Source organism: Burkholderia sp. ABCPW 14 (genome assembly GCF_001523835.1).
GTDB classification, from domain to species: domain Bacteria; phylum Pseudomonadota; class Gammaproteobacteria; order Burkholderiales; family Burkholderiaceae; genus Burkholderia; species Burkholderia mayonis.
Genome location: NZ_LOVS01000111.1, coordinates 100,631 through 116,470, shown reverse-complemented (window position 1 = coordinate 116,470; position 15,840 = coordinate 100,631). Strand labels below are relative to the sequence as shown.

Genomic DNA, 15,840 nt, shown 5'->3' with positions numbered 1-15,840 from the left:
GATTACGCCTCGTGCGCGCGCAGGAAACGGAAGAATTCGACGCCTTCGCGCAAACGGCGCTTCATCATGTCCCAGCTCGTCAGCATTTCGCGGACGATTTCCCAGATCTTCGCCGGCCGGAAATAGAACTCGCGATAGAAGTGCTCAAGGTGGTGATAGATCTCCTCGCGCGACAGATGCGGATAGCCGATCGCGGCGAGCTGCACGCCTTCCTTGCTGACGAGGTTGATCGTCTTGTTCTCCGTGAGCCAGCCGTTCTCGACCGCCTGCTCGTAGAGACGCGTGCCCGGGTACGGCGCGGCGAGCGACACCTGAATCGTATGCGGGTTGATTTCCTTCGCGTACTCGATCGTCTTCTTGATCGTGTCCTTCGTCTCGCCCGGCAGGCCGAGAATGAAGGTGCCGTGGATCTTGATGCCGAGCTTCCTGCAGTCCTCGTTGAAACGGCGCGCGATATCGGTGCGCAGGCCCTTCTTGATGTTCAGCAGGATCTGGTCGTCGCCCGATTCGTAGCCGACCAGCAAGAGGCGCAGGCCGTTTTCCTTCATGATCTTGAGCGTCGAGTACGGCACGTTCGCCTTCGCGTTGCACGACCACGTGACGCCGAGCTTGCCGAGACCGCGCGCGATTTCCTCGACGCGCGGCTTGAAGTCGGTGAACGTGTCGTCGTCGAACATGATCTCCTTCACTTCCGGCATGTTGTCGCGGATCCACTTCACTTCCGCAAGCACGCTCTCGACCGAACGCGTGCGGTAGCGGTGGCCGCCGACCGTCTGCGGCCACAGGCAGAACGTGCACTTCGAGCGGCAGCCGCGGCCCGTGTAGATCGACACGTACGGGTAGTTCAGGTAGCCGATGAAGTAGTTGTCGATCTTCAGATCGCGCTTGTAGACGGGCGCGACGAACGGCAGCTCGTCCATGTTCTCGATCATCGGACGCGGGCCGTTGTGCTCGATCGAGCCGTCCTTCGCGCGGTAGCTCATGCCGAGGATCTCGGCGAACGGCTTGCCTGCCGCGATGTCCTTGCACGTGTAGTCGAATTCCTCGCGGCAGACGAAGTCGATCGCTTCCGTCGCCGTCAGCGAGTTGTGCGGATCGACCGCCACCTTCGCGCCGACCATGCCGACCAGCATCGACGGCTTCATCTTCTTCAGGTCTTCCGCGAACATCGCGTCGGTCGGGAACGACGGCGTGCTCGTGTGGATGATCACGAGCTCGTAGTCTTTCGCGATCTCGAGCGTCTCTTCGACCGACAGGCCGTCGGCCGGCGCGTCGACGACGCGGCTGCCCGGCACGAGCGCGGCCGGCTGCGCGAGCCACGTCGGATACCAGAAGGATCGGATCTCGCGCTTCGCCTGATAGCGGGAGCCCGCACCGCCGTCGAAGCCGTCGTACGAAGGGGCCTGCAAGAACAGCGTTTTCATGAATGCTCCGGTAGCCTGCTGCATAGATATCAATTCGTTCGAGTACAAATGTTTCGTTTCGAAAACCGCGGGCCGCCTGTCGCCGCCCGCGCATCCCATATGGTGTCCGGCGCCCTTCAGCGCCCGTCGCCCGCCTCCACGACCGTCGCGCGCGCATCGCCGCCGACGACCGTCATCCGCGCGCCGCGCCACACGACCTGCGTGCCGAACGCGGCGGCGAGCCACTCGAGTGCGAGCAGCGCGTCGCGCACCGGCACGAGCGGCAAATCGCGCCAGAACGCGCGCCAGCCGGCCGAGCCGCGGGCATGCAGCGCGAGCCGCGCGACCGTGCCGATCGCGGCCGCCGCGCCGGCCGTCGCGCCCGCCGCCGAAGCCGGGTCGAGCCACGCGGCGAGCGCCGCGCCGATAGCGAGCCACGGCGCGGTGAACGTGATGAACAGGAATGCGAACCCAGCCGGATTCAGCGAGCGGATCGTGCGCAGCCAGCGCGTCTCGCGCAGCCACAGCGGCGCGAACGACGGCTCCGCGACGTCGGTCGCCACGTTCACCTCGGACAGCACCGTGCGCAGCCCGAGGCGGCGCGGCAGCTCGGCGAGCCAGTAATCGTCCGCGAGCTCGTCCTTCAGCGCCTTGAAGCCGCCGATCGCGTCGAGCGTCGCACGCGTCAGCGCGAGCGTCGCGCCGAACCCGAAGCGGCTCGACCCGCCGAGATGGGTGATCCGGACCGACGGCGCGAACCACGCATCGACGAATTGCGCGCCGATGCGCGTCCAGAAGCCGCCGACGCTGCGCGCATGATACAGGCAAGTGACGACGCCGACCGTCGGGTCGGCGAGCGGCGCCGTTACGCGGGTCAGATAATCGGGCTCGACCGCGATGTCGCTGTCGGCGATCACGAGGCGATCGTAGCGCGCGTGCTCGGCGAGATTGACGAGATTGCTGACCTTCAGGTTCGAACCGTACACGCGCGCGTCGATCACGAGCTCGATGTCGCACTCGGGATAGTCGGCCTGCAGCCGGCGCACGACGGCGACGGCCGGATCGGCGGCCGACGCGACGCCGAACAGCAACTGGTGGCGCGGGTGCCGCTGCTCGCAGAAGCTCGCGAGATTCTCATGGAGATGCGGCTCCGATCCGCACAGCGGCTTCAGCACGCTGACGGGCTCGAAGCCGTCGCGGGCAGCCGTGCGCGGCACGCGCGGCGCGGGCGCGAACGCGGCGAGCACCGCGTAGCCGCACGACGCGCAGGTGAGCGCGAGCAGCGCCCATTCGACGATGGAAAGCGATCCCGTCATGCCGCGCGCCTCCGAACGATCAGGCGGCAGACAAAACGGGAACGCGATGTTTCGGCGGGGACGATTTCGAACACGATCCCAACTCCTCTTACTTGCACTTTCAACGACGCGCAACGCACCGGAACCGGCCGTGCGGCCGCTATCCCGAGGCTCCTCGTGCGACTTTTCGCGGCAAGCGCAGGGGGAATGGAACGCAATCCGTGAGCGCGATTGGTATATAGGCCGCGAATTTTAGCAGCGACACGCGGACAACGCTTGCCGCACGCGCTGAAAAGCACTGTTTCTGAACGGCAGATCCACGCAGATGTGGTCAATTTCCACGCAATTGCCCTCGTATTAGCGTAAGCGCTTTGCAGGACGCACGCCGTCCAAAACGTAAGGGTTTCTGTGGATTTTTGTACCAGATGAAATATTCGAGCCAAATCGGTGCAAATTTCATCAGATTTCTCGTGATTACAGTCTATTACAGAACAATCTTTCGCGCCGCACCGCGTCACGTCGACGCCTCCGCTCGTCCCTGTCGCCGGCAGGGATATCTTTCGGCCGCCGACGCGATCCGGAACGCTTTGGCACAATCGGCGGCATCTGTTGCGTACACGCATCACCGGCAGGCCGCGCCGCCCGCGCGTCGGCCCGCGTTCCGTCCCCTATGCCACCAGTCTTCACGTCACCATGATTCCGTTTTCCGTTCTCGACCTCGCGCCGATTCCCGCCGGCGCCGACGCCGCACAGGCATTTCGCTACGCCGTCGATCTCGCTCGGCACGCCGAGCGCCTCGGCTATCGCCGCTACTGGCTCGCCGAGCATCACAACATGCCCGGCATCGCGAGCGCGGCGACCGCGGTCGTGATCGGCCACGTCGCGGGCGCGACGCAGACGATCCGCGTCGGCTCGGGCGGCGTGATGCTGCCGAACCACGCGCCGCTCGTGATCGCCGAGCAGTTCGGCACGCTCGCGTCGCTCTACCCCGGACGCATCGATCTCGGCCTCGGGCGCGCGCCCGGCACCGACCAGACGACGGCCCGCGCGCTGCGGCGCGATCTGGCCGGCAGCGCGGATTCGTTTCCGGACGACGTCGTCGAGCTGCAGCGCTACTTCGCCGCGCCCGTCCCCGGCCAGCGCGTGCGCGCGGTGCCAGGAGCGGGGCTCGACGTGCCGATCTGGCTGCTCGGCTCGAGCCTCTTCAGCGCGCAGCTTGCCGCGATGCTCGGGCTGCCGTTCGCGTTCGCGTCGCACTTCGCACCCGACTATCTGATGCGCGCGCTCGACGTGTACCGCGCGCAGTTCCGGCCGTCCGCCGAACTCGCGAAGCCGTATGCGATGGTCGGCGTGAACGTGTTCGCCGCCGACACCGACGACGAAGCGCGGCGCCTCTTCACGTCGCTGCAGCAGCAGTTCCTGAACCTGCGGCGCGGCACGCCCGGGCAACTGCCGCCGCCCGTCGAGTCGCTCGACGCGCTCGGCGCGTCCGAGCAGGAGCTCGCCAACGTCGCGCACGCGCTGTCGTTCGCGGCGATCGGTTCGCGCGACACCGTGCGCGAGCGGCTGCGGCGGCTGATCGTGCAGACGGGCGCGGACGAGTTGATCGTCGCCGCGCAGATCTACGATCACGGCGCGCGGCTGCGTTCGTATGAAATTGCCGCGCAGGTGCGCGACGCGTTGCGCGACGAAGCGGCGGGTTGATGGTAGAAGCGGCGGCGTGGCGGATTGACGTGCCGTGGCGGCGCGAATCCGGCGCGAAATGACGGCGGCGTCGATGTCGATGTCGATGTCGATGTCGATGTCGATGTCGATGTCGATGTCGATGTCGATGTCGATGCCGATGCCGATGTCGATGTCGATGCCGATGCCGATGTCGATGTCGATGTCGATGCCGATGCCGATGCCGATGCCGATGCCGATGCCGATGTCGACGCCGGTACGAAGTTACATCGAGCAGGAAAACGGACACCGCCGCGTGAAAGCCCTCGGATGGCGGACGGCGAACGACTGCGCGCCGATGCCCGGACAGTCGAGGCGCCGACGCGAAGCGGGAACGCGCGCCTCTTCCCGCCAAACCTCGCCGCGCCCAGCGCGGCGATGCCTACTCGCTCGCCGCGTGCGTCGCGTGCGCGGGCTTCACGTCCGCGAGCCCGTCGAGCAGCGCCTTGTGGAACGTCGCCGGATCCTGGATCTGCGGCGCGTGGCCGAGCGACGGGAATTCATAGAGCACCGCGCCCGGAATCGCCGCCTGCGTGCGCTTCGCGAGCGCCGGATAGCGTCCGAGCTTCGCGTGGACGTCGGGCGGCGCGACGTCCTTGCCGATCGCGGTCGTGTCCTTGTCGCCGATGAGGAGCAGCGTCGGCACCCTGATCGCGCCGAACTCGTAGACCACCGGCTGCGTGAAGATCATGTCGTAGACGAGCGCCGAATTCCACGCGACGATGTCCCGCCCCGGCCCGCGATACATGCCGGCGAGCATCTGCACCCAGCGCTCGTAGGCGGGCGACCACTCGCCCGCGTAGTACGTGCGCTGCTCGTAGCGGCGAATGCCGTCCGCGGTCGTCTTCAGCTCGCGCGCGTACCAGTAGTCGACCGGCAGCGCCGGCACGCCGAGCGCCTTCCAGTCCTCGAGGCCGATCGGATTGACGAGCACGAGCTGCCGCGTGTCCTTCGGGTACATCAGCGCGTAGCGCACGGCGAGCATGCCGCCCGTCGAATGGCCGACGATCGTCGCGTCCTTCACGCCGATCGATTCGAGGAGCGCGTGCGTGTTGTGCGCAAGCTGCTGGAAGCTGTACTGATAGCGCGCGGGCTTCGTCGACTTGCAGAAACCGATCTGGTCCGGTGAGACGACGCGGTAGCCCGCCTTCGTCAGCACGTCGATCGTCTGCTCCCACGTGCCTGCGCAGAAGTTCTTTCCGTGCAGCAGGACGACGGTGCGGCCGTTCGGATGCTCGGGGCGCACGTCGAGGTACGCCATCTGCAGCGTCTCCCGCTGCGACGTGAACGCATAGCGATGCACCGGATACGCGTACGCGAAGCCTTCGAGTTCCGCGCCGTACGCAGGGCCGTCGTCCTTCGCGCGCCTGCCCGCGCTCGCCGGCGCGGCGACGGCGGGCGAAGCGCTCGCCTGCGGCGCGGCGGCGCTCGACGCGATGCCCGAAGCGACAGCTGAAACGGCAGCCGAGGGCACGGATGCCCCCGCCGCCGGCGCCACGCCCGGCGAGTCCGCGAACGCCGACGCTTCCGGCATCGTCGTCGCCGTGACAGCGGCCGCGGATATCGCGGCGAGCCGCGCGAACCACACTATGCGAATCTGGAACATCGTCGAAGCCGAAAAGAGAGGAGGAAACGGCAAGCCAGACATTCGTGCGAGCCGCGCGCAATTTTACTTTCGATGGGCTGACGATACCCGCGATACTGTATTACCAGATGTTTCCGCCAATGCGGAAAAGTCATGTATCTTTCGACGTAGTCCGACGCGCCTGCCGCGTGCCGGCACACTCGATCATGAAAAACGTCCTCAGCATCCAGTCGCACGTCATCTACGGCCATGCGGGCAACAGCGCCGCGGTATTTCCGATGCAAAGGCTCGGCGTGAACGTCTGGCCGCTCAACACCGTGCAGTTGTCGAACCACATGCAGTACGGCCATTGGGCGGGCAGCGCGATCGACGCGGCGAAGATGGAGCAGCTCGTCGACGGCATCGCCGCGATCGGCGCGTTGAAGCGCTGCGACGCGGTCCTCTCGGGCTTCCTCGGCTCGCCCGCGCAGGCGCGCGCCGCCGTCGAGATCGTGCGCACCGTGAAGGCGACGAACCCGAACGCGTGGTACTTCTGCGATCCCGCGATGGGACAGACGGGCGGCATCCGGCCCGAGCCCGGCGTCGAAGAATTCATCGTCGCCGAGCTGCCCGAGCTCGCGGACGGCATGGCGCCCAATCACAGCGAGCTGCAAAAGCTCGCGGGGCGGCGCATCGAGACGGTCGCCGAGGCTGTCGAAGCATGTCGCTCGATCATCCGCCGCGGCCCGCAGGTGATCCTCGTCAAGCATCTGCACGACCGCAACAGCCCCGCCGACCGTTTCAACATGCTCGTCGTCACCGAGACCGAAGCGTGGATCGGCCAGCGGCCGCTGTATGCGTTTCCACGGCATCCGGTCGGCGTCGGCGACCTGACGAGCGCGGTCTTCGTCGCGCGGCGACTGCGCGGCGACAGCGTGCGCGCCGCATTCGAGCACACGCTCGCCGCGGTGCACGCGGTCGTCAAGGCAACCTACGACGCGCGACGCTACGAGCTCGAACTCGTCGCCGCGCAGGACGAGATCGCGCGGCCGAGCGAGTGGTTCGGCGCCTGGGTCACGGGCGCGGATTGATGCGGCGCGCGCGCCCGTCCGCGTGTTGATCCGCACGCGCTTTCGCACGCATCTCCTTCGGCCGCCGCGGCGCGGGACGTTCTCGCAGTTCTCGCAGTTCTCGCAGTTCTCGCAGTTCTCGCAGTTCTCGCAGTTCTCGCAGTTCTCGCTGTCCTCGCAGCCACCGCCGCAATCGCCCCCCTCGCCATCGTCACGACCTCGGCCACGCTCGTCGCCGGCCCGCTCGCGCCGCGCCGCCGAACCGCCCTGCGCCCGTCGCCGCATCCGCCGCGTCGATCCGACCCGCGTCGTCGCATTCGAGCGCGCGATCCGGCATCCGTACGCGCACCGGCGCGCGTTCATCCGAATGACACCGTTTCCCCGATATCCTCCCGGCGGCGTTGCGCGGCGGCGCTGCCGCGCGAGACGGCATCACGCATCGCGACCAACTTCCATTCGGCCGCTGCCGCTCCGGCGGTCTTGCCCCCACTCCAGACAAGGAAGCGACAACATGACCAAACAGAATCGCCGCGACTTTCTGCGCCTCGCCGCCGGCACGGCGGGCGCCGCCGCCTTGCAGCTCTTTCCGCCCGTGATTCGCGAAGCGCTCGCGATTCCCGCGAACCACCGCACCGGCACGATCCGCGACATCGAGCACGTCGTGATCCTGATGCAGGAAAACCGCTCGTTCGACCATTATTTCGGCAAGCTGCGCGGCGTGCGCGGCTTCGGTGATCCGCGCCCGCTCGTGATGCAGAACGGCAAGTCGGTGTTCCATCAGCCGGTGCTCGCGGGCCCGGCCGAGCTGCTGCCGTTCCATCCGGACGCGTCGAATCTCGGCATGCAGTTCCTGCAGGACCTGCCGCACGGCTGGCAGGACACGCACGGCGCCTGGAACAAGGGCCGCTGCGACCGCTGGATCGCGAACAAGGGGACGACGACGATGGCGTACCTCGAGCGCAACGACATCCCGTTCCACTACCAGCTCGCCGACGCGTTCACGATCTGCGACGCATACCACTGTTCGATCCCGAGCTCGACCGATCCGAACCGCTACTACATGTGGACGGGCTACGTCGGCAACGACGGCGCGGGCGGCGGCCCCGTGCTCGGCAACGAGGAAGCCGGCTACGGCTGGAGCACGTATCCGGAGACGCTCGAGCAGGCGGGCGTGTCGTGGAAGATCTATCAGGACATCGGCACGAGCCTCGACGCCGCGGGCGGGTGGGGCTGGACGCAGAATCCGTACATCGGCAACTACGGCGACAACTCGCTGCTCTACTTCAACCAGTACCGCAACGCGCAGCCGGGCAGCCCGCTGTACGACAAGGCGCGCACGGGCACGAACGTGAGCGCGGGCGGCACCCTCTTCGACGTGCTGCAGCAGGACGTGAAGAACGGCACGCTGCCGCAGGTGTCGTGGATCTGCGCGCCGGAAGCGTATTCCGAGCATCCGAACTGGCCGTCGAACTACGGCGCGTGGTACGTCGAGCAGGTATTGAAGGCGCTGACGTCGAACCCGGACGTGTGGAGCAAGACCGCGCTCTTCATCACGTACGACGAGAACGACGGCTTCTTCGATCACGTCGCGCCGCCGTTCGCGCCGCAATCGCGCGACAATGGGCTGTCGACGGTGTCGACCGCGGGCGAGATCTTCCCGGGCGACGCGAAGCACATGGCCGGGCCCTACGGGCTCGGGCCGCGCGTGCCGATGCTCGTCGTGTCGCCGTGGACGAAGGGCGGCTGGGTCTGCTCGCAGACGTTCGATCACACGTCGCTGTTGCAATTCATCGAAGCGCGCTTCAATGACCGCTATTCGGTGCGCGCGCCGAACGTGACGCCGTGGCGCCGCGCGGTGTGCGGCGACCTCACGTCCGCGTTCAACTTCTCGAGCCCCGACGGCAGCTGGCCGCAACTGCCGGACACGAGCGGCTACGCGCCGCCCGATCGCAACCGTCATCCGAGCTACGTGCCGGTGCCGCCCGTCGCGCAGTCGATGCCGAAACAGGAAGCGGGCCTGCGCGCCGCTCGCGCGCTGCCGTACGAGCTCTTCGCGTTCGGCCGCATCGACACGTCGACGGGCAAGTTCAAGCTGACGTTCGCGAACACGGGCCGCGCGGGCGCGGCGTTCCAGGTGACGGCCGCGAATCGCATCGACGGGCCGTGGGCGTACACGGTCGAAGCGCACAAGCGGCTGTCGGACGAATGGAGCACGGCGCTCACGCTGAGCCTCTACGACCTGACCGTGTACGGTCCGAACGGCTTCCTGTGCCAGTTCCGCGGCTCGACCGCGGCGGCGCTCGGCACCGCCGCGAACCCGGAGGTGATCTACGGCTACGACGTCGCGAACGGCAACATCACGCTGCGCCTGTCGAACCGCGGCCGCTCGACAGTGCGGCTCACGGTGGCGAACGCGTACGGCAACGACAGCCCGCGTGTCTACGAGCTGAAGCCCGGTCAGCGGATCGACGACTACTGGGATCTGCGCGACAGCCAAAGCTGGTACGACCTGACCGTCTCCGACGGCACGCCGAACGGCTTCCTGCGCCGCTTCGCGGGGCACGTCGAAACCGGCCGGCCGAGCACGAGCGATCCGCTGATCGCGACGGCCTGAGCGTCGCCTCGTGCGATTGCGCGCGCCGCTTCGGCGGCGCGTGCGACGTGCCGGACGCACGCAGGCGATCGTCCGGCTGCGCGATGCCGGGTCGCGCAGCCGCATGACTGATCGACGCCCGCCGGACCGCTCTTCAGGACACGCGGCCGCCGGCCGTCCATCGTCCGCCTCACCTGCGCCGCGAGAAGCCAGCCGCCGCCTCCCATCCGAACATCCCCCACCGCTTCCGACCGCCCGACATCGCTTCGTCGACTTCTGCTGCAATGCGCCACACACAGGCTCGCGCACGCACACGCCGAACTTCGCCAACAGTCTGCAGAATCCGCGCTTCCCCGCCGCTCGCCGACCTCTCGCGCCGCCGCACGGCTATGCGCAAATCCGCACCCGATGCGCCGCAAATCAACAAGACTCGTCCAATTTGGCCTTCTATAAATCGGATAGCCATCGCCGCTCCCGCCAGGCCGGCATCGGCATCTCGCATCCGCGCTTCTCGCGTCCCGTTCGTGCATCGCTACAAGGAATTTACATGAGACTCTGCCCGTCACTGTCCTCCCTCGCCTTCGCCGCCGCGCTCGCGTGCGGCGCAACCGGCGCCGCGCGCGCCGCCGACGACACCCCCGTCAGGGTTGGTTTCGCCGCGCCGCTCACGGGCGTCAACGCGGGCTACGGCAAGGATCTGCAAAACGGCGTGCAGCTCGCGCTCGACGACGCCCGCGCGCAGAAGATCAAGATCGCCGGCAAGCCCGCGCGCTTCGAGCTCGTCGTCGAGGACGACCAGGCCGATCCGCGGATCGGCGTGCAGGCCGCGCAGAGCCTCGTCGACAAGAAGGTGTCGGTCGTCGTCGGCCACTTCAATTCGGGCACGACGATTCCTGCGTCGGTCGTCTACGACAAGGCGGGCATCCCCGTCATCGATCCGGCCGCGACGAATCCCGTCATCACGTCGCGCGGGCTCGCGCACGTGTTCATGGTGATCGCGACCGACGGCCAGAACGCGGGCAACGCGGGCCGCTATGCGGTCGACGTGTCGAAGGCGAAGCGGATCGCGATCGTCGACGACCGCACGGCGTTCGGCCAGGGCGAAGCCGACGAATTCGACAAGGCCGTGAAGGCCGCGGGCGGCGCGATCGTCGCGCGCGAATACACGAGCAACCAGGCCGTCGACTTCCGCGCGCAGATCACGAGCCTGAAGAGCAGGAACGTCGATCTGATCTTCTTCGGCGGCCTCGATTCGCTCGCCGCGAACTTCATCAAGCAGATGAAGCAGTTGGGCCTCACCGCGCAATTCGTCGGCGGCGGCGGCGTGAAGGACGCCGAGTTCATCAAGATCGCCGGCCCCGCCGCGGAAGGCGCGATGGCGTGGGAATACGGCCGGCCGCTCGACCAGTTGCCGCAGGGCAAGGACTTCGAGGCGCGCTTCAAGAAACGATTCGGCGTCGACGTGCTGTCGTACGCGCAGTTCGGCTACGACGCGACGTGGGCCGCGATCAAGGCGATGCAGGCGGCGGGCTCGACCGATCCGGTCGCCTATCAGCCCACGCTGAAGAAGGTCGACTTCGAGGGCATCACCGGCCGCATCGCGTTCGCGGGCGACGGCTCGCTGAAGAGCGGGATGTCGACGCTCTATCAGGTGAAGAACGGCGCGTGGCAGACGATCGTCACGAAGGGGGGCTGATCGGCCGTCCCTGATTTCCGCGGGCCGCACGCGACGCGCTGCACGCGCGCGGCCCTTCTCTCGACCGGCGCGCATCGCGCCCATCCCATGGAGTCTCGATGCATTCGAAAGTCGTCATCGTCGGCGGCGGCGTGATCGGCAGCGCAACCGCCTATTTCCTGCGCACGATGGACCCGGGCATCTCCGTAACCGTCATCGAGCGCGATCCGACCTATGCGCGCGCATCGTCCGCGCTGTCCGCGGCATCGATCCGCCAGCAGTTCTCGACGCCGCTCTCGATCCGGATGTCGCTGTTCGGAATCGAGTTCCTGCGCTCGCTCGGCGAGCGGCTCGCGATCGACGGCGAGCGTCCGTCGATCGATCTGCACGAAGGCGGCTATCTGTTTCTCACGACGCCGGCAGGCGACGCGACGCTGCGCGAGAACCACGCGCTGCAGACGTCGCTCGGCGCACAGATCCGCTATCTGCCCCGCGACGCGCTTGCCGCGACGTTCCCGTGGCTTTCCACCGACGATCTCGCGGCCGGCTGTTACGGCGAGCGCGGCGAAGGCTGGTTCGACGGCTACGGGCTCGTGCAGGCGCTGCGCAAGAAGGCGCGTGCGCTCGGCGCGCAGTATGTGAGCGCGGACGTGACGGGCGCGCGCGTCGACGCACGCCGCGTGACGCAACTGCTGACGGGCGACGGCCACGCATACGACTGCGACGTGATGGTCAACGCGGCCGGACCGTGGGCGCGCACGATCGCGGCGTTCGTCGGCGTCGAGCTGCCCGTCCATGCGCGCCGCCGCAGCATCTTCAGCGTGACGTCGCCGGCCGCGCTGCCGCGCTGTCCGCTCGTCGTCGATCCGAGCGGCGTCTACTTCCGGCCGGAAGGCGCGTCGTTCATCTGCGGCGCGGCGCCGCCGTCCGAGCGCGACGTCGACGATCTGCCGCTCGACGACGTCGACCACGCGCTCTTCGACGACCGGATCTGGCCGACGCTTGCACACCGCGTGCCGCAATTCGAGGCGCTGCGGGTAATGCGTAGTTGGTCGGGCTACTACGAGTACAACCTGCTCGACCAGAACGCGATCATCGGACCGCATCCGGCCGTCGACAACTGCATCTTCGCGAACGGCTTCTCGGGGCACGGGCTGCAGCAAGGGCCGGCGACGGGGCGCGGCGTCGCGGAGCTGATCCTGCACGGACGGTACGCGTCGCTCGACTTGTCGCCGCTCGGCTTCGAGCGCGTGCTGGCCGGCCGGCCGATCGTCGAGAAGAACGTCGTTTGACGGAGGAAGCCCGCGCGGCGCGGGCGGCCAGGTGTGAAGCGGCAAGCGCGCGCGGCAGCAACGCGACGTGCGTCGTCACGCGCCGACGCATATCCGGCTCGCGCGCGCAAACGCGCCCTCAATGCCTTGCGGGCAGCCGCCGTCGCGCACATGGAAAGGGCCGAGGCACGCGCGACGCGTCGCTCGCCGCGCGCATCGGCGCATCCGCCGCCGGCGATGCATCGACACGCGGACCCCGCGGTACGCGGCAGCCGCCGCGCACGCGCGATGCCCCGCGTGCGTCACAGCCCGACGCCGCGCGCCATCCCGGCCGCGGCAAACACGATCACGACGACGAGCGCCGCCTGCGCATGGCCGATCCGCGCATACGCGGGCGCGCGAGCGAGGTCGGGCAGCATCCCGCGGCGCGCGGTGACACGCCAGCGGATGAGCCCCATCATCGGCATCAGTTCGAACACGAGAATCAGCGCGAGCGCGCCCATCTTCAGATGAAAGAGCGGCGCGTGCAGATAGTATTCGCCGCCCTTCTCGAAGCCGCCGAACGCGCGGACGATGCCCGTCGTGATCAGCGCGAGCGCGGACACGCCCCAGATCGCGTCCGCCCTGAACACGTCGGGCAGATCGGCGGACTGCCGCGACGCGGCGACGCGCCGCAGCGCGCGGTTGCGCGCGACGATCGACGCGAACGCGAAACCGAACGCGAGCAGATGGACGGCTGCGAGCAACCATCGAACGGTCAACATCGGTCCTCCTGGTGTCGGCGAAGCGAACGCGGCGGCACGAGCCGGCCCGCCGGCGTCACGCGATCTGCTTGAGCGACGCGTCGAGCGCGCGCGCCGCGACGCGGTCGCCTTCCGTCGCGAGCGGCACGCGCATCACGATCTGGCGGTTATGGCCGACTGCGGCGGGCGAATCCCACAGCAGCTCGATCTTCGGTCGCGCGAACCGCCGGCCGCTGCCCTGCGCGGGCGGCGCGGACGCCGCCGTTCGCGGCGAAGAAAGCGATGCGGCGGGTGCGTCGGCGGTGACGTCGGGCTGCGCCGCGGCGTCGGCTGCGGCGGGCATGACAGATCGAGGCTCGGCGGACCGAGGCGCGGCGCCCTTCGGCCAGCGGACCGACAGTTCGCGCGCATCGTATTGCCCGACCTTGCGGCTTTCCATCCAGACGACGACGGTGCGCGTCAGCGTATCGAGCGAGATCGCGTAGCGGCCAATCGCGTAGCGGCGCGCGGCGACGTTCGTGCGCCACAGCGCGCGCGGCCGGCACATCCAGACAACGGCCGCATAAAGCACGGGCGCGGCGACGAGCCAGCCGTTGCTGACCGTCAGCGCGTGCAGTGCGCGGCGCCAGCCGGCCGCCCATGCGAACACGCCGACCGACCACACCGCGAACAGGAAGCCGAGCAACGCGAAGAAGCGCAGCGCCTGGCGCAGCCACTGCGGAAGCGGATGGAACGGCCGCTCGGCGCGCGCCTGCGCGCCGGGGAGCACGAGCAGCAGGAAGATGAGGACGACATTGATGCATGCCCACGGCGACGACGCCATCGCCGACAGCGACGCGCGATAGCCCATCAGAGACATCGAGAAGAGCCAGCGGGCGAGCAGCACGAGACCGATGGCTCGCAACGCGAAAATGACGCCCGAGCCGGGAGCCGGATTCGCGCGCGTGGTTTTCGTTCTCGCCAAAACTCTCTCCTCTTGACGGCCTTGCCGGGGCCGGATTTTACGGCACGGCCATTATAGGGACATTACTAGGTCGGCTGTGCCCGCGCGCCGCAAATCGCCGGTTTGCGGCGTTTCGGAGCGCGGCGGCGCGGCGCGGATACAACAGATGCCGGACGCGCGCGCCCGGATCGGCCGGGTTCCCGGCCCCGAATGCAAAATGCCCCGCCCGGTGGACCCGGGCGGGGCATATCGATGAAGCATACGGCGCGCAAGCGCGCAGACTCGCGCGCGGGAAAGACGCGACGCGTCAGCCTGCGTTGACTTCGCGCAGCACGGTGCGGCGCTTCTGGCGCAGCAACTCTTCGTAGCCCTTCAGGTAGTTCTGCGCCATCACCTTCGACGTGAAGCGCGCGTCGAACGCGCCGCGCACCCGCTCGCGCGGCAGCGTGTGCAGACGCTTGACGGCGGCGACGGCCGACAGCTCGTCCTCGACGACGAAGCCCGACACGCCGTTGTCGATCACTTCAGGCACCGAGCCGCGCTTGAACGCGATGACGGGCGTGCCGCACGCCATCGCCTCGATCATCACGAGGCCGAACGGCTCCGGCCAGTCGATCGGGAACAGCAGCGCGTGCGCGTTGCCGAGGAACTCGGCCTTCTCGGCTTCGCTGATCTCGCCGATGTACTCGACGTGCGGCAGCGAGAAGAGCGGCTTGATCTTCTCTTCGTAGTACGCGCGGTCGGCCTTGTCGAGCTTCGCGGCGATCTTGATCGGCATGCCGGCCTGCTCGGCGATCCGGATCGCCGTGTCGACGCGCTTCTCCGGCGAGATGCGGCCGAGGAACGCGAGATAGCCCGGCTTCACGTCCGGAATCGGCTTCAGCAGGTTTTCCGGCAGGCCGTGATAGACGGTCGACAGCCAGTTCGCCTGCGGGAGCGGCACGCGCTGGTTGTCGGAGATCGACACGACGGGCACGTTGTTGAACGTGTTGAAGATCGGCTGCAGTTCCGGCAGGTCGAGGCGGCCGTGCAGCGTCGTCAGATGCGGCACCGGCTGGCGCGAGAACAGCGGAAACGGGTAGTAGTCGATGTGGAAGTGCAGCACGTCGAATTCGTCCGCGCGGCGGCGCACTTCCTCGAGCAGCAGCATGTGCGGCGCCATCACGTCGCGGATCGTCGGATCCAGGCGCAGCGCCTGCGGCCACACGGCCTCGAGCTTGGCGGAGGTCTGCGAATCGCCGCTCGCGAAGAGCGTGACGTCATGTCCCATCTCGACGAGCGCCTCGGTCAGATTGGACACCACCCGTTCGGTACCGCCGTACAGTTTCGGGGGAACCGCTTCGTGCAACGGAGCGATTTGAGCGATTCGCATGTGTAACTCCTAAAAAATCGGCAAAAAATAAAGCAGCGGGTTGATTGCCCGCCTGCCGAACGCCGCCGCGACGTCGGTTGGACGTCCGGCGAGCCGGCTCGCGACACTGAAGCTGCGTTGCCTCGCAGGCCGCGCCGCACGCGCAGTTAACGTTTCAGCGGGGAATCCGTTGACAGGTTCCAGTAAAAC

At 67.9% G+C, this 15,840-nt stretch carries 11 protein-coding genes; 5 read left to right on the top strand and 6 right to left on the bottom strand.

Translation table 11 applies throughout. The features are described 5' to 3' along the window. Positions 1 to 2 precede the first annotated feature (2 nt). Entirely contained in the window at positions 3 to 1,424 is a 1,422-nt protein-coding gene (gene hpnJ, locus WS62_RS17010; protein WP_066572886.1) for a hopanoid biosynthesis associated radical SAM protein HpnJ, read from the bottom strand. A 116-nt stretch (positions 1,425 to 1,540) separates the two neighbouring features. Continuing rightward, the gene (gene hpnI, locus WS62_RS17005) at positions 1,541 to 2,719 is read right to left on the bottom strand and encodes a bacteriohopanetetrol glucosamine biosynthesis glycosyltransferase HpnI (RefSeq protein ID WP_066572884.1); all 1,179 of its coding nucleotides are present in this window, start codon (positions 2,717 to 2,719) and stop codon (positions 1,541 to 1,543) included. A 672-nt stretch (positions 2,720 to 3,391) separates the two neighbouring features. Here hpnI and WS62_RS17000 point away from each other — a divergent pair. Continuing rightward, positions 3,392 to 4,402 carry an LLM class flavin-dependent oxidoreductase gene (locus WS62_RS17000; protein WP_066572881.1) on the top strand — a complete coding sequence of 337 codons (1,011 nt, stop codon included), beginning with the start codon at positions 3,392 to 3,394 and terminating at the stop codon, positions 4,400 to 4,402. Positions 4,403 to 4,802: 400 nt separating this feature from the next. Here WS62_RS17000 and WS62_RS16995 read toward each other — a convergent pair whose 3' ends face one another. Then, positions 4,803 to 6,026, bottom strand: coding sequence for an alpha/beta fold hydrolase (locus tag WS62_RS16995; protein WP_066572879.1), 1,224 nt, complete (start codon positions 6,024 to 6,026; stop codon positions 4,803 to 4,805). A gap of 185 nt (positions 6,027 to 6,211) precedes the next feature. On the opposite strand from WS62_RS16995, the gene pdxY reads away from it, so the two are divergent. The 4 genes from pdxY to WS62_RS16975 all read left to right on the top strand — a co-directional run bounded on the left by pdxY (position 6,212) and on the right by WS62_RS16975 (position 12,614). Further along, positions 6,212 to 7,075 carry a pyridoxal kinase PdxY gene (gene pdxY, locus WS62_RS16990; protein WP_066573040.1) on the top strand — a complete coding sequence of 288 codons (864 nt, stop codon included), beginning with the start codon at positions 6,212 to 6,214 and terminating at the stop codon, positions 7,073 to 7,075. A gap of 490 nt (positions 7,076 to 7,565) precedes the next feature. Beyond that, positions 7,566 to 9,668, top strand: coding sequence for a phosphocholine-specific phospholipase C (locus WS62_RS16985; protein ID WP_066572876.1), 2,103 nt, complete (start codon positions 7,566 to 7,568; stop codon positions 9,666 to 9,668). 526 nt (positions 9,669 to 10,194) lie between these two features. After that, positions 10,195 to 11,343 (top strand): branched-chain amino acid ABC transporter substrate-binding protein, encoded by a 1,149-nt coding sequence (locus WS62_RS16980; protein ID WP_066572873.1) that lies wholly within the window; start codon positions 10,195 to 10,197, stop codon positions 11,341 to 11,343. Between the two features lie 98 nt (positions 11,344 to 11,441). Beyond that, positions 11,442 to 12,614, top strand: a complete 1,173-nt coding sequence (locus WS62_RS16975) for an NAD(P)/FAD-dependent oxidoreductase (protein WP_066572871.1) — start codon at positions 11,442 to 11,444, stop codon at positions 12,612 to 12,614. A 281-nt stretch (positions 12,615 to 12,895) separates the two neighbouring features. Here the strand turns inward: WS62_RS16975 and WS62_RS16965 are convergent, their stop codons facing one another. The 3 genes from WS62_RS16965 to WS62_RS16955 form a co-directional block, all read right to left on the bottom strand. Next, positions 12,896 to 13,357 (bottom strand): DUF2214 family protein, encoded by a 462-nt coding sequence (locus WS62_RS16965; protein ID WP_082721037.1) that lies wholly within the window; start codon positions 13,355 to 13,357, stop codon positions 12,896 to 12,898. 55 nt (positions 13,358 to 13,412) lie between these two features. Next, positions 13,413 to 14,300, bottom strand: a complete 888-nt coding sequence (locus WS62_RS16960; RefSeq protein ID WP_066572867.1) for a hypothetical protein — start codon at positions 14,298 to 14,300, stop codon at positions 13,413 to 13,415. A gap of 286 nt (positions 14,301 to 14,586) precedes the next feature. Beyond that, on the bottom strand, positions 14,587 to 15,651 hold the full coding sequence (locus WS62_RS16955) for a glycosyltransferase family 4 protein (protein ID WP_066485511.1): 1,065 nt from the start codon (positions 15,649 to 15,651) through the stop codon (positions 14,587 to 14,589). Positions 15,652 to 15,840: the final 189 nt, after the last annotated feature.

What these genes read in the sequence shown, in the direction of transcription:
- hpnJ (WP_066572886.1), bottom strand. Translation starts at nt 1,424, where the DNA reads ATGAAAACGCTGTTCTTGCAGGCCCCTTCGTACGACGGCTTCGACGGC.
- hpnI (WP_066572884.1), bottom strand. Translation starts at nt 2,719, where the DNA reads ATGACGGGATCGCTTTCCATCGTCGAATGGGCGCTGCTCGCGCTCACC.
- WS62_RS17000 (WP_066572881.1), top strand. Translation starts at nt 3,392, where the DNA reads ATGATTCCGTTTTCCGTTCTCGACCTCGCGCCGATTCCCGCCGGCGCC.
- WS62_RS16995 (WP_066572879.1), bottom strand. Translation starts at nt 6,026, where the DNA reads ATGTTCCAGATTCGCATAGTGTGGTTCGCGCGGCTCGCCGCGATATCC.
- pdxY (WP_066573040.1), top strand. Translation starts at nt 6,212, where the DNA reads ATGAAAAACGTCCTCAGCATCCAGTCGCACGTCATCTACGGCCATGCG.
- WS62_RS16985 (WP_066572876.1), top strand. Translation starts at nt 7,566, where the DNA reads ATGACCAAACAGAATCGCCGCGACTTTCTGCGCCTCGCCGCCGGCACG.
- WS62_RS16980 (WP_066572873.1), top strand. Translation starts at nt 10,195, where the DNA reads ATGAGACTCTGCCCGTCACTGTCCTCCCTCGCCTTCGCCGCCGCGCTC.
- WS62_RS16975 (WP_066572871.1), top strand. Translation starts at nt 11,442, where the DNA reads ATGCATTCGAAAGTCGTCATCGTCGGCGGCGGCGTGATCGGCAGCGCA.
- WS62_RS16965 (WP_082721037.1), bottom strand. Translation starts at nt 13,357, where the DNA reads ATGTTGACCGTTCGATGGTTGCTCGCAGCCGTCCATCTGCTCGCGTTC.
- WS62_RS16955 (WP_066485511.1), bottom strand. Translation starts at nt 15,651, where the DNA reads ATGCGAATCGCTCAAATCGCTCCGTTGCACGAAGCGGTTCCCCCGAAA.